Annotated in this window: 22 protein-coding genes and 1 tRNA gene; 3 read left to right on the top strand and 20 right to left on the bottom strand. The window is 35.0% G+C overall.

Going from position 1 to position 19,939, the window contains the following annotated elements:
• Nucleotides 1–83 precede the first annotated feature (83 nt).
• From nuoH to ACOOWA_RS17840, 13 genes are all read right to left on the bottom strand, one after another.
• Nucleotides 84–1,148 carry an NADH-quinone oxidoreductase subunit NuoH gene (gene nuoH / locus ACOOWA_RS17780; protein ID WP_421377257.1) on the bottom strand — a complete coding sequence of 355 codons (1,065 nt, stop codon included), beginning with the start codon at nt 1,146–1,148 and terminating at the stop codon, nt 84–86.
• Nucleotides 1,149–1,322: 174 nt separating this feature from the next.
• Complete coding sequence (locus tag ACOOWA_RS17785; RefSeq protein WP_191178190.1) at nt 1,323–2,321, bottom strand: 2Fe-2S iron-sulfur cluster-binding protein; 999 nt, start codon at nt 2,319–2,321, stop codon at nt 1,323–1,325.
• Nucleotides 2,322–2,370: 49 nt separating this feature from the next.
• Entirely contained in the window at nt 2,371–2,736 is a 366-nt protein-coding gene (locus tag ACOOWA_RS17790) for a PIN domain-containing protein (RefSeq protein ID WP_421377259.1), read from the bottom strand.
• The gene (locus ACOOWA_RS17795) at nt 2,726–3,040 is read right to left on the bottom strand and encodes a hypothetical protein (RefSeq protein ID WP_421377261.1); all 315 of its coding nucleotides are present in this window, start codon (nt 3,038–3,040) and stop codon (nt 2,726–2,728) included. Before ACOOWA_RS17795 ends, ACOOWA_RS17790 begins: the two co-directional genes overlap by 11 nt.
• Before the next feature lies 1 nt (nt 3,041).
• Nucleotides 3,042–3,908 carry a hypothetical protein gene (locus ACOOWA_RS17800; protein WP_421377263.1) on the bottom strand — a complete coding sequence of 289 codons (867 nt, stop codon included), beginning with the start codon at nt 3,906–3,908 and terminating at the stop codon, nt 3,042–3,044.
• A gap of 14 nt (nt 3,909–3,922) precedes the next feature.
• The gene (gene nuoF / locus ACOOWA_RS17805; protein WP_421377265.1) at nt 3,923–5,278 is read right to left on the bottom strand and encodes an NADH-quinone oxidoreductase subunit NuoF; all 1,356 of its coding nucleotides are present in this window, start codon (nt 5,276–5,278) and stop codon (nt 3,923–3,925) included.
• A gap of 76 nt (nt 5,279–5,354) precedes the next feature.
• Nucleotides 5,355–5,864: an NADH-quinone oxidoreductase subunit NuoE gene (gene nuoE, locus ACOOWA_RS17810; RefSeq protein WP_421377267.1), complete on the bottom strand. Its 510-nt coding sequence runs from the start codon at nt 5,862–5,864 to the stop codon at nt 5,355–5,357.
• 98 nt (nt 5,865–5,962) lie between these two features.
• Nucleotides 5,963–7,186 carry an NADH-quinone oxidoreductase subunit D gene (locus ACOOWA_RS17815; RefSeq protein ID WP_421377268.1) on the bottom strand — a complete coding sequence of 408 codons (1,224 nt, stop codon included), beginning with the start codon at nt 7,184–7,186 and terminating at the stop codon, nt 5,963–5,965.
• A 60-nt stretch (nt 7,187–7,246) separates the two neighbouring features.
• Nucleotides 7,247–7,741: an NADH-quinone oxidoreductase subunit C gene (locus ACOOWA_RS17820; protein ID WP_421377270.1), complete on the bottom strand. Its 495-nt coding sequence runs from the start codon at nt 7,739–7,741 to the stop codon at nt 7,247–7,249.
• A gap of 5 nt (nt 7,742–7,746) precedes the next feature.
• A complete protein-coding gene (locus ACOOWA_RS17825; RefSeq protein ID WP_421377272.1) occupies nt 7,747–8,307 on the bottom strand; it encodes an NADH-quinone oxidoreductase subunit B in 561 nt (186 codons plus the stop codon).
• Between the two features lie 100 nt (nt 8,308–8,407).
• On the bottom strand, nt 8,408–8,779 hold the full coding sequence (locus ACOOWA_RS17830; RefSeq protein ID WP_047482647.1) for an NADH-quinone oxidoreductase subunit A: 372 nt from the start codon (nt 8,777–8,779) through the stop codon (nt 8,408–8,410).
• A gap of 120 nt (nt 8,780–8,899) precedes the next feature.
• Nucleotides 8,900–9,076, bottom strand: coding sequence for a hypothetical protein (locus ACOOWA_RS17835; RefSeq protein ID WP_421377274.1), 177 nt, complete (start codon nt 9,074–9,076; stop codon nt 8,900–8,902).
• A 1-nt stretch (nt 9,077) separates the two neighbouring features.
• A complete protein-coding gene (locus ACOOWA_RS17840; RefSeq protein WP_421377275.1) occupies nt 9,078–10,202 on the bottom strand; it encodes a GTP cyclohydrolase in 1,125 nt (374 codons plus the stop codon).
• Nucleotides 10,203–10,306: 104 nt separating this feature from the next.
• On the opposite strand from ACOOWA_RS17840, the gene ACOOWA_RS17845 reads away from it, so the two are divergent.
• Complete coding sequence (locus ACOOWA_RS17845; protein WP_267265621.1) at nt 10,307–11,014, top strand: zinc metallopeptidase; 708 nt, start codon at nt 10,307–10,309, stop codon at nt 11,012–11,014.
• Here the strand turns inward: ACOOWA_RS17845 and ACOOWA_RS17850 are convergent, their stop codons facing one another.
• The 7 genes from ACOOWA_RS17850 to rbfA all read right to left on the bottom strand — a co-directional run bounded on the left by ACOOWA_RS17850 (nt 11,015) and on the right by rbfA (nt 18,831).
• Nucleotides 11,015–11,620: an IMPACT family protein gene (locus ACOOWA_RS17850; protein WP_421377277.1), complete on the bottom strand. Its 606-nt coding sequence runs from the start codon at nt 11,618–11,620 to the stop codon at nt 11,015–11,017.
• A gap of 12 nt (nt 11,621–11,632) precedes the next feature.
• Nucleotides 11,633–12,658 (bottom strand): bifunctional diaminohydroxyphosphoribosylaminopyrimidine deaminase/5-amino-6-(5-phosphoribosylamino)uracil reductase RibD, encoded by a 1,026-nt coding sequence (ribD, locus tag ACOOWA_RS17855; RefSeq protein ID WP_421377278.1) that lies wholly within the window; start codon nt 12,656–12,658, stop codon nt 11,633–11,635.
• A gap of 61 nt (nt 12,659–12,719) precedes the next feature.
• Nucleotides 12,720–14,522 carry a DUF349 domain-containing protein gene (locus tag ACOOWA_RS17860; RefSeq protein WP_421377279.1) on the bottom strand — a complete coding sequence of 601 codons (1,803 nt, stop codon included), beginning with the start codon at nt 14,520–14,522 and terminating at the stop codon, nt 12,720–12,722.
• A 76-nt stretch (nt 14,523–14,598) separates the two neighbouring features.
• The gene (locus ACOOWA_RS17865; RefSeq protein ID WP_421377281.1) at nt 14,599–15,336 is read right to left on the bottom strand and encodes a shikimate dehydrogenase family protein; all 738 of its coding nucleotides are present in this window, start codon (nt 15,334–15,336) and stop codon (nt 14,599–14,601) included.
• Nucleotides 15,337–15,398: 62 nt separating this feature from the next.
• The gene (locus ACOOWA_RS17870) at nt 15,399–17,210 is read right to left on the bottom strand and encodes an endonuclease (protein ID WP_421377283.1); all 1,812 of its coding nucleotides are present in this window, start codon (nt 17,208–17,210) and stop codon (nt 15,399–15,401) included.
• A 49-nt stretch (nt 17,211–17,259) separates the two neighbouring features.
• The gene (locus ACOOWA_RS17875) at nt 17,260–18,465 is read right to left on the bottom strand and encodes an ABC transporter permease (RefSeq protein ID WP_421377285.1); all 1,206 of its coding nucleotides are present in this window, start codon (nt 18,463–18,465) and stop codon (nt 17,260–17,262) included.
• Between the two features lie 6 nt (nt 18,466–18,471).
• Complete coding sequence (rbfA, locus tag ACOOWA_RS17880; protein ID WP_267280532.1) at nt 18,472–18,831, bottom strand: 30S ribosome-binding factor RbfA; 360 nt, start codon at nt 18,829–18,831, stop codon at nt 18,472–18,474.
• A gap of 85 nt (nt 18,832–18,916) precedes the next feature.
• On the opposite strand from rbfA, the gene mce reads away from it, so the two are divergent.
• Nucleotides 18,917–19,315 carry a methylmalonyl-CoA epimerase gene (gene mce, locus ACOOWA_RS17885; protein ID WP_421377286.1) on the top strand — a complete coding sequence of 133 codons (399 nt, stop codon included), beginning with the start codon at nt 18,917–18,919 and terminating at the stop codon, nt 19,313–19,315.
• A gap of 63 nt (nt 19,316–19,378) precedes the next feature.
• Nucleotides 19,379–19,452 (top strand) — tRNA-Ile (locus tag ACOOWA_RS17890).
• Nucleotides 19,453–19,939: the final 487 nt, after the last annotated feature.

The raw sequence follows: 19,939 nt of genomic DNA on the forward strand, positions 1-19,939 counted from the left end.
CTCATTTTCAAATTTATATTTTTTGTAGAATATTGAAGCGGAGTCAATCCAATTTCAAATTCTCAAATTATTTCATTTTCAAATTAATTACCGAAAGCAAGAATCACTGCTCCTGTAATCATTAAGTTGACCAGTGCCAATGGAATTAATGTTTTCCATCCTAAATGCATCAATTGGTCGTATCTAAATCTTGGAAGCGTCCATCTGATCCACATAAAAATCAAAATTCCGATTACTGTTTTAGTTAAAAATGCTACGATACTTAAAATTCCTGCCGTGTTTTCTCCCCAGTTATCAGTTACCCATTCAATTCCGGGGTAGTTATAACCTCCGAAGAAAAGAACTACCATGAACGCATTAGAAATAAACATATTTACGTATTCACCGAACATGTATAAACCTAATTTCATTGATGAATATTCGGTTGTATAACCAGTTACCAATTCAGATTCACATTCAGGTAAATCAAAAGGATGACGGTTTGTTTCTGCCAAAGCAGCTACAAAGAATATTAAAAATGCTAAAGGCTGGTAGAAAATATTCCAGTTCATTCCGGAACCGATTGGGATAATTCCCCAAAGTTTTCCTTCCGTCTGGTTTTCTGTAATTACTTTTAAATCTAAACTTCCTGTCATCATAATGATAGAAAGTAATGCAAGACCCATCGCCAATTCGTAAGAAATCATCTGCGACGAAGCACGGATTGCGCCTAATAATGAATACTTGTTATTAGAAGCCCAACCTCCGATCATAATTCCGTACACTCCGATAGAAGCCATTCCGATGATGAAAAGTACACCAACATCGATGTTGGCAACCTGTAAATCATAAGAAATTCCACCTAAGTTCAACGTTTTCCCCCAAGGAATAACCGCTCCCGTAATTAATGAAATAAACATCACCAACGCAGGTCCCAATATGAAAAGAAACTTTTCTGCATTGGCAGGAGTAAAGTCTTCTTTAAAGAAAAATTTACCACCATCTGCAAGTGGCTGCAACAAACCGAAAGGTCCTGATCTGTTTGGTCCGATTCTGTCCTGCATAATGGCTGCAACTTTTCTTTCTGCCCAGGTAGAGTAGGCTGCTATCGTTAATGAAAGCAGGAAAAGTGCAAGTACAAGTATTAATTTAAATGTAATTAAATCCATTTCTTTTATTGTTTGAAGATGGAAGCTGAGTGTTGGAAGTTTTGCAATTCGTCGCACAGCTTATCATCATATAATCAAATTTTATTTTTTAATCTAAATGTTTGAACTTTAAAGATGTTTTAATTTTTAATAGTTAAAAAATTTCAATCATCCAGCTTCAGACATCCAGCTTCATTATTTTTCGTCTTTTTCGCTGATTTCCTTCGCCATCGGATTGTCTAAAACTCTCAATTCGTCTTTAGGTTTCTCGTAATGGTTTAATGAAATAACCGAATGTCTGTCGATATGTCTTGGTCCTTCAATATTCCAGTCTGAAAGAGATTTTCTTTCGAAACGACAGGTATCGCAGATAAACTCTTCAACTTCTCCCCACTGATCTTTTCTTGCAGTTACTCTTACCACTTCGTCACCTTTCAGATAGACCGTAGCTTTTCCAGAACATTTATCACATTTGCAAGAACCGTTCATTGGCTTTGTAAACCAAACTCTGCTTGTGAAACGTGCAGTTCTGTCTGTTAATGCACCAACCGGACAAACGTCGATGACGTTACCGATGAAATCATTGTCTAAAGCTTTGTTTAAATACGTAGAAATTTCAGCATGATCCCCTCTGAAAAGGATTCCGTGTTCTCTTTCGCCAGTCAGTTGATTGGCTGCCAAAACGCATCTTGCACATAAGATACAACGGTTCATATTCAACTTGATATGCGGACCTAAATCGTCTGCTTCATAAGTATTTCTTTCAAATTCAGTTCTGGTTTCAAGATTTCCGTGTTCGTAACCTAAATCCTGAAGATGACATTCTCCAGCCTGATCACAAACAGGGCAATCCAGAGGGTGATTGACCAATAAAAATTCGGTAACCGCTTTTCTGCCTTCCTGAGCTTTTTCGGAAGAAAGGTTTTTTACTTCCATTCCGTCCATCACATTGGTTCGGCAGCTTGCCACCAATTTTGGCATAGGACGCGGATCTGCTTCTGACCCTTTAGAAACTTCCACCAAACACGTTCTACATCTTCCACCGCTGGTTTCCAATTTGCTGTAGTAACACATTGCCGGAGGAACAGATTTTCCACCGATTTGTCTTGCAGCTTCCAAAATAGAAGTCCCGGGCAAAACTTCAGCAGTCTGTCCGTCTATCGTTATTTTGAATTTTTTAACTTCTTCGCTCATATTCTTCGCAATTGGCTTTTTGCTTTTGGCAAATCGCTTTTAATTATAATTAAATAAAATTAATTTCTTTTCCTAATTTTTTGACCAGCTCTATGTCTTCTGTCAAAAATTCAAACTTATTCTCAATCGCTGTAGCAGAAATAATTGCATCAGGAGTTTTCAGTTTAAATTGTCTTCTTAAATAGGCAGATTTTTCTGCGATTGTTTCATCAATGAAAATTAAATTAAAGTTATTTTCAAGAAAGTTTTTAATCTTTAATAATTCTTCTTCATTTAATGGTGCTGACAATAGTTCTATTTTCGTAATTACCGAAATAAAAATGATATTGTCTGAAAATATTTTCAAATTTTTATGTTCTCCATTTAGAAAATTGATAAGAACATTACTATCTGCTAAAATATTTTTACCACTCATTTCGTATTTCGTTTTGATAGTCTATACCGTTTTTTTCAAAATTTACACTTCCTAAAAAAGGTTTCCAAGCTTCTTCACCTAAACCACTTTTGGTTGATTCGGGTAGAATGAAAAGTGTAAAGTCCTCGTTCGGAAGCTGTTCTTTATAGATTTCTCTTAATTTTTTTTCACCGATAAAAAGCTGCATACCTTCAATAAAAACACCAATTTGTTTTAATTTCTGTTTCAATAATTCCCATGAAGAAATTTTGTCAGAAAGATCTAACTCATGTTTTCCTAATGTTGAATATATTTGAATATGCATCTTATTTATATTTTCTTGTATTAAATGTATATCCGATCCCGAAATTAATCTGATAGAATACAAAATCCTGACTGGCTTTATCAGGTTTATTGTTAAGAGTTGTTTTAATATCGGGCATATTGATGTAACCGAATTTTCCTTCAACTCTTGCCATAATATGATTCCAGAAAACAAAATTGATGTTGGTTCTTGCATCCAACCCAAAACCTGCTACATGGTATCTGTCACTTCTTTCGTTCCCGAATAATTTCACATTACTTTTTGGAAATAAAACTCCCGCTCCGCCTCCATAAGCCCAAAAAATATCAAAATTCTTCTTATTTACTAAATTTTTATATTTCTCAAGACCTGCATTCACATAATTAAGACCGTCTGTATGCTCAAAAGTAAGAAATTGCTCATCTGTTAGATTAACTTCTCCGTTCTGAACCATTCCTGCATATTTCGGATCTGAAATATTTCCTTTAAAACCCACAGTCTGATCCTGATCCATCACATATTTCATGTGATCTGTTCCTACCACTAAAGCTAAATTATCTTTAAAAAAATACGCTAATCTAAAATTAAATTGAGGTATAGAAAGCCTTGTTGGATCTATATACGCCATACTTAATTCTGAAGGTCTGTCATGCGCTACAACATTATTTAATGTAAAATCATAACCATTTCCTTTAAATCTGATATCAGAATTACTAAATCCTGATCTGTTCCAACCCCAAAAAACGAACATTGCTCCTTTTTTGAAAATTTTTGTACGTCCGTCTACAATAAGCCCGTCATCATGTTCTTGGGTTTGGATAGTATCTTTAATATTCTGACCAAAAACAAAATTCGACAATAATAATCCTACAGCAATTAACTTTTTCAAAACTTCAATCTCTATTAATTAGTTGCTGCGGCGGGAATCGGGTCTGCATAATTTGCCAGACCGTAATTCTGAGTCTGAGACAGTTCAGGGTTTTTAATGTGCCATTCAAATTCATCTCTGAAATGACGAATCGCTGCTGCAACAGGCCAAGCTGCTGCATCACCCAACGGACAAATCGTATTTCCTTCGATTTTTCTCTGAATGTCCCAAAGTAAATCGATGTCTTCCATTTTTCCTTCTCCTTTCTCAATTTTCTTTAAAATCTTGTACATCCATCCCGTTCCTTCACGGCAGGGAGTACATTGTCCGCAACTTTCATGATTGTAAAATCTCGCTAAAGTCATGGTATGTTCCACGATGCACTGGTCTTCATCCAAAACAATAAAACCTCCAGAACCCATCATCGTTCCGGTAGCAAAACCACCGTCCGCAAGAGATTCATAGTTCATATATCTTGGTTCACCATTTACCGTTTTCAATAATAAATTTGCCGGAACAATCGGAACTGAGCTTCCTCCGGGAATACAAGCCTTCAGTTTTTTACCGTTTGGAATTCCACCACAATATTCATCAGAATAAATAAATTCTTCCACCGTGATGGTCATGTCGATTTCATAAACTCCTGGCTTATTAATGTTTCCACAAGCAGAAATTAATTTTGTACCTGTAGATCTTCCAACACCAATTTTAGCATATTCTGCACCGGTTATATCAATAATCGGAACAATTGCCGCAATCGATTCAACATTATTTACAACTGTTGGTCTTTCCCAAAGTCCTTTTACAGCAGGGAAAGGTGGTTTTAATCTTGGGTTTCCTCTTTTACCTTCAAGAGATTCAAGTAAAGCCGTTTCTTCACCGCAGATATAAGCTCCACCACCTCTCTGAACATAAATTTCGCAATCGAAACCTGTTCCTAAGATGTTTTTACCTAAAAATCCTGCCGCTTTGGCTTCCTCAATCGCTTCTTCCAAAATATCCGGAATCCATGAATATTCTCCACGGATGTAGATGTAAGAAACATTTGAACCTAAAACGAAAGATGAAATCAACATTCCTTCAATCAATAGATGAGGAATAAATTCCATTAAATATCTGTCTTTAAACGTTCCCGGTTCAGATTCGTCTGCATTTACCACTAAGTGTCTTGGAACTCCCTCCGGTTTTGCCAGAAAGCTCCACTTCATTCCCGTTGGGAAACCTGCACCACCACGACCACGAAGACCTGAAACTTTTACTTCTTCAAGAATTTCTTCGGGTGTCATTTTGAAAGCTTTCTCGGCTGCTCCGTAACCTCCCTGTTTGCGGTATGTTTCGAAGTAGCGTATTCCTTCAACGTGTGCGTCTTTAAGTAAAAGTTTTTTACTCATTTTAATATGCTTTTAGCGATTGGCTTCTAGCTTTTGGCTTTTGGCTGTGCGCTTTTTTAATTAGTTTAAAATTTATTTAGCCCAAATCAACCTGTCCTTCTCTGCAAAGATCAAGGATTTCGTCAACTTTTTCTATGGTTAAATTTTCGTGAAAGAACTTTCCAAGCTGCATCATCGGTGCGTATCCGCAAGCTCCAAGACATTCAGCTGGTTTTAGGGTAAACATACCATCTTCAGTAGTTTGTCCGTCTTTTATGTTTAATTTCGTTCTTATATGATCAAGAATTTTTTCGCTTCCACGAACCATGCAAGGTCCGGTTCTGCAAACTTCCAAAACATATTTACCCACCGGTTTCATATTAAACATTGTATAAAAAGTAGCTACTTCATACACTTCGATTGGTTTAATACTCAATAATTCAGCAACATAATCCATCACAGGAACATCAAGCCATCCTCCAAATTCTTTCTGCGCCATGTGAAGCACAGGAAGAAGGGCAGACTTTTGTCTTCCTTCAGGATATCTTGCCATGATTTTGTGTACCTGCTGTAAACTTTCCGGTTTAAAAGCTATTGTTTCGCTCATCTTTATCTGATTTGAAATTTGAGGTTTGACATTTTTTTGATATTCAAATCTCAATTCTAAATTTATTTAATTTAAAAAGTCCCGATAGAACTTATATTTTATGCGTCTAATTCTCCTGCAATCACGTTCATACTACACATCGTCACAATCGCATCTGAAATTACAGAACCTGTAATCATTTCCGGATATGCTTGATAGTAGATAAAACACGGTCTTCTGAAGTGAAGTCTGTAAGGGCTTCTTCCTCCGTCACTGACTAAATAGAAACCTAATTCTCCGTTTCCACCTTCTACTGCATGGTAAACTTCTCCTTTAGGAACGTCAGTTTCTCCCATTACAATTTTGAAATGGTATATTAAAGCTTCCATTTTTTTGTAAACGTCAGCTTTTTCCGGAAGATAAAATTCTGGGACATCTGCGTGGAAAGGTCCTTCCGGCAAATTGTCATAGGCTTGATTGATGATTTTAAGAGATTCCCAGATTTCCTGCTGACGAACCATAAAACGGTCGTAAGTATCACCGGAAGTTCCTACGGGAATAATAAAATCGAAATCTTCGTAAGAAGAATAAGGTTCTGCAACTCTTACATCATAATCTACACCTGTTGCACGTAAATTTGGACCGGTAAAACCATAGCTCAAAGCTCTTTCTGCTGAAATTGCTCCTGCACCAATCGTTCTGTCCATGAATATTCTGTTTCTCTCCAAAAGATTACAGAATTCCTGGAATCTTGCAGGGAATGTTTTTAAGAAATCCTTCAGCAACTCATGGAATTTTGGAGTGAAATCTCTTTCAAAACCTCCGATTCTTCCCATATTTGTTGTCATTCTCGCTCCACAAATCTGCTCATACATATCATAAATACGCTCTCTTTCGATGAACATGTAGGTAAGACCTGTGATTGCACCTGCATCCATCCCGGTTACCCCATTACAGATCAAGTGATCACCGATTCTTGCCAGTTCCATTAAAATAACACGCATATAATCTACACGTTTTGGAACTTTTACACCAATCAGCTTTTCTACCGTCATGTGCCATCCTATATTGTTGATAGGTGCAGAACAATAGTTCATACGGTCGGTAAGCGTTGTAATCTGAGCATAATTTCTTCTTTCAGAAATTTTCTCGAATGCTCTGTGGATATAACCAACTGTTTGCTCAGAATGAAGAATTCTCTCACCGTCCATCGTAAGAACGTTCTGGAAAATTCCGTGCGTTGCAGGGTGAGTAGGTCCCAGATTCAGGGTGTATAACTGCCCGTCAATCTGCTCGTTACTGTCGTGTTGGTTAAGTATATTAGATAATGAGTTGTCTTTCATAATAAAATAATTGCTTTTAGCTATTTGCTATTGGCTAAATGCCATTTGCCATTCACCAAATTATCTTCCGAACATCGCGTCGTCTTTATCGGTTCTTGTTCCATCTTCCAGACGATATTCTTTCAGCATGGGATGATAACCAAGATCTTCCATGTTCAGAATTGGTCTTAAATCTGGATGACCTTTAAATTTAATTCCGAAGAAATCAAAAGTTTCTCTTTCCATCCAGTTAGCTCCTGCATATAATTCGGTCAAAGAATCTACCTCTATATTTTCTCTGGACATGAAAACTTTCAAACGGATTCTGAAATTCGTCATCATGTTCTGTAAATGATACACAACTCCGATTTCTTTATCAGGAAATTCCGGGTAATGGATTCCACAAACATCCGTAAGGAAATTAATTTCCAATGATGAATCTTTCAGATAATGAATAACTTTTTTGATATCCTCTTTTTTAATCTCAACATTCAGCATCCCGTAAGATTCTGAGTTTGAAACTACAGATTCCGGAAATTCTCTCGTGATGGCTTCTAATACAAATTCGTTCGTCATTTTCCTTAGTTGTCGATGTTGTAAGAATCTAATAAATGCTGATATTCAGGCATATCTCTTCTTCTGATGCTTTCGCTTTCTGCTAAAGCCTGAACCTGCATTACGCCTTCAATAATCTGTTCCGGTCTTGGAGGACATCCAGGAACATAAACGTCTACGGGAATAATTTTATCAATTCCCTGTAAAACCGAGTACGTATCAAAAATACCACCGCTTGAAGCACAAGCTCCTACAGCAACAACCCATTTCGGTTCTGCCATTTGCGTATAAACTTCTTTTAAAATAGGGCCTAATTTTTTAGAAATAGTTCCACAAACCATCAACATATCTGCCTGTCTTGGTGAGAAAGAGTTTCTTTCCATACCAAATCTGGAAGCGTCATATGTTGGGTTTAGAGTAGCCATGAACTCGATGCCGCAACAAGAAGTAGCGAAAGGTAACGGCCAAAGCGAAAACTTTCTGGCCATCCCGATGACACTGCTCAGTTTAGTTGCAAAAAATCCTTCTCCTTCAAATCCTTCAGGAGCCGGTGCATCTGTTCTTATAATTGGTTTTTGATCTGACATTTTTTTGATTTTTAAGATTTTAATTTAGATTCCAAATCCGTTATTATGTTAACTTAGATTTGATAGAGTTAATCTAAAAGTCTTATTTAAAATTGATACCTTATTTATCCCAGTCTAATGCGCCGCGTTTCCAAACATAGAAAAATGCAAGGAAGAAAATCGCAACGAATGTAAGTACAGCAAAGAAGCCTTCAAGACCAAATTCTCTGAAGTTTACAGCGTAAGGATAAAAAAATACGATTTCAATATCGAAGAGTACAAAAAGTACTGCAGTTAAGAAATATTTAATTGAGAAAGGCGTTCTGGCGTTTCCTTCAACGGGTACACCGCATTCCCAGCTTTGGTTTTTGACAGAATTTCCTTTTTTCTGTTTCGGACCTAAGAAATGAGCTCCAAGCAAAGAAATGGCAACAAAACCTACTGCAACACCAGCTTGGATAAGAATCGGAATATAACTTTCAGGTAAATTCATTTTTACATTATTATCTCAAGGTGCAAATTTAGACAATAAAGAATAAAGGGTGAAATTAATCAACTTAAAAGTCTCTTTAAAATAGGAAAAAGCGGTAATTTAGAATTATTAAAAATAGTGTTATTTCTTCAGTTTTCTGAGTACTGTAAACGCCATAAATGAAATGTAACCAAAAAGCAGACTCGTATAAACAATGTTTATCAAAGTATTCAGTCTGTCATCTTCTAATGCAAAAAAGAAATTGTAAACTGCAAAACCTGCAATCAAAACAGCGAAAATAATAAGGTGTATTTTCATATTAAAATTTTAAAGAATATGTTCTTCTTCTTTTATGATTGGTAGGATTATAGTCTTGCCATAAAACCTGTACGCTTTTGTTTTCTTCCAGTTCCGGATTAGTTTCTGCGAAATCGATTCCCATACTGTTGAAACGGACGAAAATTTCTTTGAAAATAATAGCGGTTACACCACGTCTCTGATATTCCGGATGAATTCCGATAAGATAAAAATTGGCACGATCATTTTTCTTTTGAGCCTGCATAAAATGCCACCACCCAAATGGAAAGAGTTTTCCTTTCGATTTTTGTAAAGCTTTGGAGTAGGAAGGCATCGTAACCGCAAAAGAAACCAACTCATCATGCTCATCAACTACGCAAATCACATAGTTTTTGGCAATCATCGGGAAGAATTTTTCTTTGTACGTCTGAATTTGTTCTTCTGTGATCGGAGTGTAGGTTGAAAGATGTTTATACGTTTCATCAAGTAACTTAAACATGGGTTTTACATAAGGTAAAATCTCTTCTTTGCTTTGAAAATCTAAAACTCTTAAATTATATTTTTCGGCAATAAGCGAACTGAATTTTTCTACTTTTGGAGGCAGAATCTTTGGGAAATTCATTTCAAACTCTACCCATTCTTTTTCTTTTACCAAACCCAGAGCTTCAATGTGTTGATGATAATATTCATGGTTATAAATACCGATCATCGTGGCGATTTTTTCGAAACCAAAAGTCAGCATTCCTGCTTTGTCCAGATTGGTAAAACCCATAGGTCCTTCAATTTTGTCTATTTGGTTTGACTTCGCATAATCAATCACAGTATCAATCAAAGATTTTGAAACTTCTCTGTCATCAATAAAATCAATCCACCCGAAACGTACTTTTTTTATGCCAAGTTCTTTTTCTTCTTTGCTGTTGATGATAGCTGCAATTCTGCCAACAATTTTACCGTCTTTTTTAGCTAAAAACTGTTTTGCGTCAGAATAACTTAAGGCTGGGTTTTCTTTTGGATTCCAGACATTCAATTCATCTTTGATAAAAGAAGGGACATAATAAGGATTGTTTTTGTATAAATCCATCGGGAACTTTACAAACTGCTTTAAATCTTCGGGAGTTTTTACTTCAAAAATGGAAACTTCAGACATAGTTTTCGGGTAAATAGAAGCACAAATATAATTAATTTAAGCGTAAACTTTGGCACAATTTTTACAGCAGATTATAGAATTATTATATCTAAATTTAAAGTAAAATGACAGGTTATTATCTTATTATAGGGATTTCAATGCTGATAAGCTGGCTGGTTTCCTCAAGATTAAAATCTAAATTCGAATATTATTCCAATCTACATCTCAGCAACGGAATGTCTGGTAAAGAAGTGGCAGAAAAAATGCTGAGAGATAACAATATTCACGACGTACAGGTTATCTCAGTTCCCGGACAATTAACAGATCACTATAATCCTGCAGATAAAACGGTTAATCTTTCGGAAGGAGTTTACATGCAGAGGAACGCAGCGGCTGCAGCAGTTGCAGCGCATGAATGTGGTCATGCGGTTCAACATGCAGTAGGATATTCTATGTTGCAGTTGAGATCAAAATTGGTACCGGTTGTTAATATCAGTTCAAACTTAATGCAGTTTGTGATTATTGCAGGAATTGGGGTGATGTATGCTACACGATCTATTGAAAACCCAAACGGAAACACCTTAATTTTATTAATTGGCGTAATTATGTTTGCGCTAACAACTCTTTTTGCATTTATAACTTTGCCTGTAGAATATGATGCGAGTAATCGTGCAATGAAGTGGCTGAAAGATACAGGAACAGTTACCGCTGAAGAATTTGTTGGCGTTCAGGATAGTCTGAAATGGGCGGCAAGAACCTATCTTGTTGCGGCAATCGGATCTTTGGCACAGCTTTTATATTGGGCTTCTTTGCTAATGGGAAGCAGGAGATAATTAGTCTGTAAAATTGAAAGAGATATTTTGCATCTCAGATAACTTTTCTGAGATGCTTTCTTTTTGTGCAGTTTTCAATGAAGCAGTTAAAATACAATTTTCATTAGCATCAAAATTCAAAACTTTTGCATCATATTTCGATAGCAATGTGAAAATTACATTCTGCTGATTAAACTGAAAATGAATTTCAATCTCAGTTTCTAATTCTTTTGTAATAATATTGGCTTCTTCTAAAGTCAGTTTTGCAGACTCTTTATATGCTTTTACCAAACCTGAAACTCCCAGTTTTGTTCCGCCATAATACCGAACACTTATCACTAAAACATTCGTTATTTCATTCGCTAAAAGCTGATTGTAAATTGGCAAACCGGCACTTCCGGAAGGTTCTCCGTCATCATTTGCACGATAATTTTCTCCATTTAAGCCTATTCTGAAAGCATAACAATGATGCGTTGCTTTGGGATGTTCAGTTCTGGTTTTATCTAAAGCGTTTTTAAGTTCAGCTTCATTATTTACCGGAAAAGCAAAACCGATAAACTTGCTTCCTTTTTCTTTAAGCAAAGTGTTTTCGATTGGTTTTTCTATGGTTTTGTATTCGTGCAGCATTTATTCGCTTTCTTAATTTGAGTTTTTATGAAATTCAATCCAATTATTCCTGAATTCTTTGGTTTCAAGAGGAGTATGTTCAAATCTTGGAGCTTTTGTTCCGTTTTCTAATGTCAGATTTTTATTTTTAATCACAATCGTTTCATCCCATAAATTTGAGTCAATAAACTGTTGTAAAACTAAACTTCCGCCTTCCACGATAATCGACTGAATCTGGAATTCGTAGAGTTTTTTCAGCATATTCTCGATGAAATTTTCCCTTGAAGTTTTAATGAATTTAATATTGCCTTCCTCATTTTCTTTTATAGAATTGAAAACCAGAGTTTCTGCTTCATTATTGTAAATATTAAAATCAGTGGGGACTTTTAAATCAATATCAATTAAAATTCTAATGGGATTTCTGCCGACAATTTCCCTCGTCGTAAGACTTGGGTTATCACGTAAAGCGGTCATCGTTCCGATTAAAATCGAATGTTCATTATTTCTTAATTGATGGACGAACTGTTTTGTAAGAGAATTACTGATTTGAGTTGGCTTAAAATCTTTATCCATAAAATGATCGCCCGATTCTGCCCATTTTAAAACAATAAAAGGTCTTTTCTTTTCGTGATAGGTGAAGAATCTTTTATTCAAATCAATGCATTCTTTCTCTAGAATTCCGGAAACAACCTCGATTCCTGCATCCTGAATGAGTTTTTTGCCTTTTCCGTTCACTTTGTCGTGCGAATCCATTGCGCCGATAACGACTTTTTTAAATCTCAATTCAACGATTTTTAAAGCACATGGCGGAGTTTTTCCGTAATGTGCACACGGTTCCAAAGAAACATAAATTGTAGATTCCGGAATGAGGCTTTTATCTTCTACGGAATTGATGGCGTTAATTTCAGCGTGATTTTCTCCGGCTTTATGATGGTAACCTTCACCGATAATTTTTCCGTTGTGAACAATCACACTTCCTACTAAAGGATTTGGATAAGTATTTCCGATGGCTTTCTGAGCGAGCTCAATGCATCTTCTGATGTAAAATTCGTCTTGCATAAGATAAAAAAAGCGAATACAAATTTCTTTGTTCCGCTCTATATTTTACTTTAATTTTTATTTATTCTCCCGCGATAATACTGTGAAGATTCTGTTTTAAAGTCTCAAGATGAGCTTTTTTATCATCAATCGTATTGTAAGTATCTCGCAAAAGCGGGTTTTCTCTTGTCGGATTTTTAAAGAATGCCAAATTGTTTTCCAGTTTTACAATCTCAGCTTCAAGATCAGAAATCTGGCTCTTGATTTTTCTTGCTTTGTCTGTCAACTGATTTTCAGATAAACCTTCTTCTTTTAATTCAAGCTCGTTGATTTTGTTAAGCTTTAATTTTTCTCTCAACGTTTTATTGAACTCAGAATTGATGGCCATTTTGTCTCTCGGAACTTTTCCAATATTATTCCATGAACTTTTAATTGCTTCAATTTTTTCAATGCTTCCTTCGTCGTTTGAAATTTCTTTCAGTTCTTCAAGAATATCTTTTTTAAGCTTATAATTTTCTTTCCAGTTATCAGTAGAAGCGCTGCTTTTTTCTCTGTAATTGTTGAAGAAAGTGTTACAGGCTTCACGGAATTCGTCCCAAATCTTATTGGTCATACTTTTCGGAACATGACCTATTTTTTTCCAGTCTTCCTGAAGTTTTTTGAATAATGCAACGGCAATTTCCCAATCTTCAGAATGCATATTGTCTTTTGCAGTCTGAATCAATTTCATTTTCTCATCCAGATTCTGCTGTTGAGAACCTTTCAGAGATTTATAATAATTGTTTTTTGTTGTGTTGAAAGTCCTTAAAATGGTTTTAAAGTCATTCCAGTTATTGTTAGATAGCTTTCTTGGAACACTACCGGTTTTCAAAAATTCAGTACGCAATTCTTCAACTCTTTTGATTGAGTTTTGCCAGTACGTATGATTCGGATTGTCTTTTGGTTCAGAAAGTTTCTTGATTTCTTCTATGATTGCGTTTTTCTTCTCAAGATTTTCGTTCTGTTCAGTTTCAATTGCTGCAGACAGTTCAGTTTTTCTCTCGTGAATTTTATTGGATATGTCTTTAAATTCTTCCCAGGTTTTTTCACGGAATTCTTCAGATACAGGTTCTGCCTCTTCTTTCCATAGCTTGTGAAGATATTGAAGTTCATTTAAAGCTTTCTGTACCACCGGCTCATTTTCAAGCTCTTTTGCTCTTGCAATGATGTGCTGTCTTTTTTCTAAGTTGTGGCTGTATTCCTGCTCAAGAAACTCCTTATTCAGATCCAACATCTGATAAAACTGGTTCAAATGATGGAAATAATTATTGTTTAAAATTTTAAACTCAGATTTTGCAACCTGACCTGCATGAGACCATTCTTCCTTGATTTCTCTGATCGATTTGAAAAGATTAACTCCGGGTTCGGAATTCGTGTAAAGATTTTTAAGCCGGTCGATAATATTCTGGCGTTGATCCAGGTTTTTTTTCTGCTCTTCTTCCTGGTTTTTCTGAAAATGATCATGTTTTTCTCTGAAAATATGAATCAAACCAGAAAGCTTAGATTGTGAAGGATGTTCGAAACTGAAATTTTCAGGTGCGTTTCCGGCATCTGTATATTCGTGCTTTTTATCCTCAATTTCATCATGGATCGAATGATTTGCTTTTTCCTTTAATGCATTAAATTCCCGGAATCTTTCACCTGCATTATTAGAATTGATGATTTTTTCCATTTCCTTCAAAACATCAGTTAAGGAAAGGTTGGCAACCGAGTCATGATGAGAAGCATCAGAATCTTCTTCGTGATGATTTTCCTCTTTGTTTTCGATATTTTCTACTGTTTCCTGAAGTTGTTCTGTAGAAGGTTTGTTTTCTTCGTTTTCAGAAAGATTATTTTCTGTTGTCATAGCAAATCATTTATGATATATTGGCGTTAATTTCTTAAAACAAGCTAATATAAGCCAATTAAGTTACTAATTTATGTTATTTTTTTTTAAACGACCAAATTTCCCAGGCTTTTTCTGCCTGTTGTTCGAGCATATAATATCCATTCACGGTTTTTGCACCGTTTTGTGATGAATTTAAAATAAATTTACTGTAATCCGGATTGTAAATCAAATCAATAACCAAATGCTGATTTGTAAGTGCTTGAAAAGGGAAGTTCAAACAATCTTCAGTATCTGGAAAAGTTCCAACTGGAGTGCATTGTATGATTAATTTGTTTTCTGAAACCGTTTTTTGATCTAAATTATCGAAATTCAGTTCAGATTTTCTGGAAATCGTTTTATATGGAATTTGATTTTTATCTAAAACATATTGCACCGCTTTTGCAGCACCGCCATTTCCTAAAACCAATGCAGATTCGTGATGTGGTTTTTTATGAGCTTTCAATGTTTTTTCGAAACCGAAGGCATCAGTATTGTAGCCAATTTTTTTTCCGTCAGCTATTAAAACACAGTTTACAGCACCTATTTTTTGTGCTTCATCACTCAATTCATCCAAAAAATCAATAATCTTTTCTTTAAAAGGAATTGTGACATTAAAACCTAGAAGGTTGGGTTTCAAAAAAATGTTTTCAATTTCATCAATTTCCTGTAGATCAAATATCTCGTAAGAAAAATTGTTAAGTTTTTTCTTTTTGAATTTATCTTCAAAATATTTTTTAGAAAAAGAATAGGAGATGTTTTTACCGATCAATCCTAATTTGTTGCTGGAATCCATATATCAAAAATAGAAAAAAGACCGATAAAAACCGGTCTTTAGTACTGAAAATATTTTAAGTCTTAATCTACAATGAATTTTGCAGAGTTATTGTCTGTTTTCAAAATATAAACTCCTTTTGATAATCCGTGGAGGTCAATTTTATTTGAACTCTTGAAAGGATTTGAAATGTTTTTAATCAGTTTTCCAGAAAGATCATAGATTTCAGCCTTTGTAATTTTATTTAGATTTTCACCTTTTACAAATAATTCATGGTTTTTTACCGGATTCGGATAAATGGTGAATCCTCTGTCTTTTGAATTTTCACCAGTTGATAATGAAGCCGCACAAGTCCAGCTTAAATCATCGACAGCAACTCTTTGACCACTTGTTGATGTAATTGGATTGATGATCTTAATAACAATATTTCCGTTTACATTGATATTGCTCAGTGTTGTCGTTGTAATTGCATTGGCTGTTCCGCTGTAAGGAATTGTTCCTACCTGAACTCCATTTATTTCTACATTTAAAACCCCTGCTCCGCTTCCGTATTTTAAAGAAGTTTTAACGGTTAAATCCTGAATTCCTCCCGAAAGAGTAGAACTGCTCAAGCTTCCGACTCTTAAAGTAATTGCTTTTCCATTGATTGTTTCATCAGTTCTGGAGTCAGTTGCTGTCCAATCAATACCATTGTTTGTCCATGTTCTTGTAGAGTAGCTCGAAGAAGATGCCGGAATATTTGAAAAATCTTCAGTTCCGCAAGTTCCGGTTCCGCCACCTGTTCCTGCGAGTGTGGTTTCAGTAGCAATATTACTTTGAGCAGATAAATTTCCTGCAGCATCTTTAGCAACAACATAAAAATTATATAGTGTAGAAGAAGCTAAAGCTTGTACTGTTGTAGAAGTTCCTGTAACGGTAGCTTTCAAAACGTTATTTGCATAAACATCATATCCTGTAACTCCAACGTTATCTGTAGAAGCTGTCCAGCTTAATGCAACAGTGCTTGAAGTAGGATTATTTGCCACTAAATTTGTTGGAACTGTTGGAGCTTGTGTGTCCACAGTTTGAGTTCCCCAGATAAGATCAACAAAACCAGGGTTGTCGATGTAAGGGTTTCTGTTTCCCTGATATGTGTAGGAAGCGTTATTTCTTGCAATTTCTGTTGCAGAAACCGGATCTGCAGTATTCCATGCTAATAATTGATTAAGTTCCCAAGTTTGTAATCCTGGAAATGCAGAACCTCCCAACATATTTCCTGTGGAGAAACCAGCCAATTGGCTTTCATATCTAGTTACAAAATAAAGAATCATTCTTGCGACGTCTCCTTTAAACGCGTCGACAGGTTCAAAAACTATTCCTGAATATCCTGGAGAAACTGAAGTTCCTAATTTAGAACCATTTAAAGAAGTAAAACTGGCTGAACCCACTTTTCCAAAAGGATAGTTTGATCTCATTCCGTTTACTTTTCCGTCTGTAGGTCTTATGAAATGAATGTCTGCAACCATCGGAGAATTGCTGCTGAATAAACTTTGAGGAACAATGTGCTCTCTGTTGTAGCAATTTCCTTCTGCATTGTAAGATCCGCACTGACCTGTTCCGTAAGTGTAAGAATAAGGATCTGTTCCATTTGGATTTTCAGAATAAATATCTAAAATTGATCCGTCGTTTTCAAGTCCTGCAATTCCTGCAATATTATCACGATCGGTAGTTTGGTAACCAGTCCATAAACCACCATAACCATGGTCTATATGCCCGGCTGTAATAATTTCTTTAAGTTTTGTTTTTAAAGTGGCACCTGTAAGTCCTGCTGTACCGTTGTAGTAATTTGCGGGAGCTTGAGCTAAAGCACTGATTGTGATCAGGGTTAGCAAAAATGAATGTAAAAGTCGTCTCATTTTTTCTAAATTGGACGGCAAATCTACGAATAATTAAATATATAAAATATTAATTTTTAGTAATATAGTCTTTGCTGATTTTTGAAAAGAACCAAGAAATCGTTATCCCAAAGAGAGAAGCGATGGCTGCAACGATTAAATAATTTTTACCAACAATTTTTACCGGAAACGGTAAGTCTTCTACTGCTTTAAATAATTCGGTATAAATTTGGAAATAGCATAGTGCTGTTCCTAGAAGAAGTCCTGAAATTACACCTAGTAAAACAATTAAGAGTCCTGTGTAAAAATAGGTCATCCTTAAATGTGATAAAGGAAAGCCTAAAGAAATCAGAGATTTTGCCTGTTGCTTTTTATCAAGCTGTAAAATAATAATTGCTCCCGCCAAATTGAAAGTTGTAATAAAAATCACCAAAGCGAAAATCAGATAAATAAAAAGTTTTTCTGTATTAATCATTTTCCAGAAGGCTGCATTTTCCTCTTCTTTGGTTTTAATTTCAATATCTTTTCCCAGAGTTTTCTGTAAATTTTGTCTAACAGATTCTGTATTATCGGGGTTTTTCAGCTTAATAACAATTTCATATGCGGAATTTTTTGGAAGATTTAATAATTCCTCAGTCAATTCTATAGGTGCTATAATATAATTGTTGAGTTGGTCACTTCCGGGAAAGATGCCTGTAACCACAATCTCTTTTTTGTTATAAATATCTTCTTCTTTATTAATGATTCCTGTTCCTGGTTTAGGCATGAAAAGCGTTGCGAAGTCTTTATCTGAAGCTACAGGAATTCCCAATCTGTTTTGAAGCGAGTGCTCCATAATCACTTCATTGGTGTACTGAAATGCAGGATAAGTTCCGTAAAAGATAGTTTTATCAACAGGATTTACTTTTGTATAAGCAGAATCTACGCCTCTTAAATAGGCAATATCTCCTTTTCCGTTGTAATTGATGTAAGTTTTTTCTTCTATTAATCTTGAAAAATTTGAAATTTCTTTATTGTTTTTTAAAATTTTATTAATCTTTTCAAAATTTTTGATGGTTTTTCCCGAAGTGTTTTTTATTGTTAAGTCTGCATGAAGATTAGCAATAAGAGTCTTATTAAAATCTTCAAGACCTGAAAAAACAGAAATAATGACAAACATTGCAGCAACAGCAACACTCATCGCAACGGCAGCAAGCCAAGTGATGAAAGTTACCGCCGTACTTCCTTTTTTAGATAAAAGATAGCGTGAAGCTATATAAAATGCAATGTTCTTCAAGTTTTTTTACAATACAGGATTGTCGCCTTCGCCTCGTAGTTCTTTTTCAATTTTTTCCACGTCATCCAACGTAGTATCCAAATAAAAACTTAATTGTGGAATAATACGTACCTGTTTTGCCATTTTCTGACCGATGAAATTTCTGTATTGAGCCTTATTAACCTCGATTTCTTTCATGATTGAAGAACGGAACTCTTGAGGGAAAATGCTTAAATAAATTTTTGCAATCCCCAAATCCGGTGTTACTTTTACATCCGAAACCGAAACCAAAAAGTTTTGTTTGCTTTCTGATGACTGTTTGCGGAAAAGTTCTGCGAAATCTTCCTGTATAATCTGTGCTACTTTTCTTTGTCTGTTACTTTCCATAATTTATGCAAATTTACTACTTTTGTTTGAATTGCTAATTTGAAAATTTGACTGAACGATCAAATAATTTATATTTTACATTTTTATGAAATTAGAACATATCGGTATTGCCGTAAAATCTTTAGGATTTTCGGATGAACTTTTTACAAAGCTATTAGGAAAAGAATCCTATAAAAAAGAAACTGTAGAAAGGGAAGGAGTTATTACTTCATTCTACGAAACCGGAGAAAGTAAAATTGAACTTTTGGAGGCAAGTAATCCGGAAAGTCCAATTTCAAAATTTATCGATAAAAAGGGGGAAGGTATTCATCATTTAGCATTTGGTGTAGAAAATATCTTAAATGAAGTGGAAAGATTAAAAAAAGAAGGATTTATTTTTATTTCAGAAGAACCTAAAGAAGGTGCTGATAATAAATTAGTTGTCTTTCTGCACCCAAAATCTACCAATGGTGTTTTAGTGGAACTTTGCCAAGAAAAGAAATAAAAAATTTTGTAAACACAGAAATTTTACTATTTTTGCAATCACAAAATTTAACCAAATTTTTGAGGTCCTATAGCTCAGTTGGTTAGAGTCCCTGACTCATAATCAGGTTGTCCTTGGTTCGAGCCCAAGTGGGACCACTTTTTAAATCAAGCACTTACAGATTTGTAGGTGCTTTTTTGTTATTCTGGAGTTGCTAACTTTATTAGGGCACAATTTTACAAACCATTGCTACACCTAATTTGAGATCATGTGTTACTGATGCGGAATGGAAATCCCTGATAATTGTTTCTACATAATTTTTCTTAAATTCTCACGGTATTTTATATTCCCGATCAATAAAAAAGTCCCCTAAAAAGTGTCTGACTTTTGGAGGCGGTCCACTTTGTGCTGAAAGATGAAATCACACTTCAACCCAGAGAACAAGATATTATGATTGCAAAGATGTATATATTAATTTTAAAGGTTTTTACAGCTTTCATTTAGGGTTTCTAAATAGAATATTGATAACTCAACAAATCTTTAAAATACACGTCATAAAATCAACAGATACCACATATGTTACAATAATATTTATTTTTTTAACTTTTTTTATAAATTTTAATTTTTTTTAAGAATTATAACTTT

This window comes from Chryseobacterium sp. GP-SGM7 (genome assembly GCF_049166575.1).
Lineage (GTDB): Bacteria > Bacteroidota > Bacteroidia > Flavobacteriales > Weeksellaceae > Chryseobacterium.

Bases quoted from the DNA above. Each gene is read 5' to 3' on its own strand.
- ACOOWA_RS17815 (WP_421377268.1), bottom strand. From the start codon at position 7,186: ATGAAAGACAACTCATTATCTAATATACTTAACCAACACGACAGTAAC.
- ACOOWA_RS17830 (WP_047482647.1), bottom strand. From the start codon at position 8,779: ATGAATTTACCTGAAAGTTATATTCCGATTCTTATCCAAGCTGGTGTT.
- ACOOWA_RS17795 (WP_421377261.1), bottom strand. From the start codon at position 3,040: ATGCATATTCAAATATATTCAACATTAGGAAAACATGAGTTAGATCTT.
- ACOOWA_RS17840 (WP_421377275.1), bottom strand. From the start codon at position 10,202: ATGTCTGAAGTTTCCATTTTTGAAGTAAAAACTCCCGAAGATTTAAAG.
- ACOOWA_RS17860 (WP_421377279.1), bottom strand. From the start codon at position 14,522: ATGACAACAGAAAATAATCTTTCTGAAAACGAAGAAAACAAACCTTCT.
- ACOOWA_RS17835 (WP_421377274.1), bottom strand. From the start codon at position 9,076: ATGAAAATACACCTTATTATTTTCGCTGTTTTGATTGCAGGTTTTGCA.
- ribD (WP_421377278.1), bottom strand. From the start codon at position 12,658: ATGCAAGACGAATTTTACATCAGAAGATGCATTGAGCTCGCTCAGAAA.
- ACOOWA_RS17870 (WP_421377283.1), bottom strand. From the start codon at position 17,210: ATGAGACGACTTTTACATTCATTTTTGCTAACCCTGATCACAATCAGT.
- nuoE (WP_421377267.1), bottom strand. From the start codon at position 5,864: ATGAGCGAAACAATAGCTTTTAAACCGGAAAGTTTACAGCAGGTACAC.
- ACOOWA_RS17850 (WP_421377277.1), bottom strand. From the start codon at position 11,620: ATGCTGCACGAATACAAAACCATAGAAAAACCAATCGAAAACACTTTG.
- ACOOWA_RS17790 (WP_421377259.1), bottom strand. From the start codon at position 2,736: ATGAGTGGTAAAAATATTTTAGCAGATAGTAATGTTCTTATCAATTTT.
- ACOOWA_RS17785 (WP_191178190.1), bottom strand. From the start codon at position 2,321: ATGAGCGAAGAAGTTAAAAAATTCAAAATAACGATAGACGGACAGACT.
- ACOOWA_RS17845 (WP_267265621.1), top strand. From the start codon at position 10,307: ATGACAGGTTATTATCTTATTATAGGGATTTCAATGCTGATAAGCTGG.
- ACOOWA_RS17825 (WP_421377272.1), bottom strand. From the start codon at position 8,307: ATGTCAGATCAAAAACCAATTATAAGAACAGATGCACCGGCTCCTGAA.
- nuoH (WP_421377257.1), bottom strand. From the start codon at position 1,148: ATGGATTTAATTACATTTAAATTAATACTTGTACTTGCACTTTTCCTG.
- rbfA (WP_267280532.1), bottom strand. From the start codon at position 18,831: ATGGAAAGTAACAGACAAAGAAAAGTAGCACAGATTATACAGGAAGAT.
- ACOOWA_RS17865 (WP_421377281.1), bottom strand. From the start codon at position 15,336: ATGGATTCCAGCAACAAATTAGGATTGATCGGTAAAAACATCTCCTAT.
- nuoF (WP_421377265.1), bottom strand. From the start codon at position 5,278: ATGAGTAAAAAACTTTTACTTAAAGACGCACACGTTGAAGGAATACGC.
- ACOOWA_RS17820 (WP_421377270.1), bottom strand. From the start codon at position 7,741: ATGACGAACGAATTTGTATTAGAAGCCATCACGAGAGAATTTCCGGAA.
- mce (WP_421377286.1), top strand. From the start codon at position 18,917: ATGAAATTAGAACATATCGGTATTGCCGTAAAATCTTTAGGATTTTCG.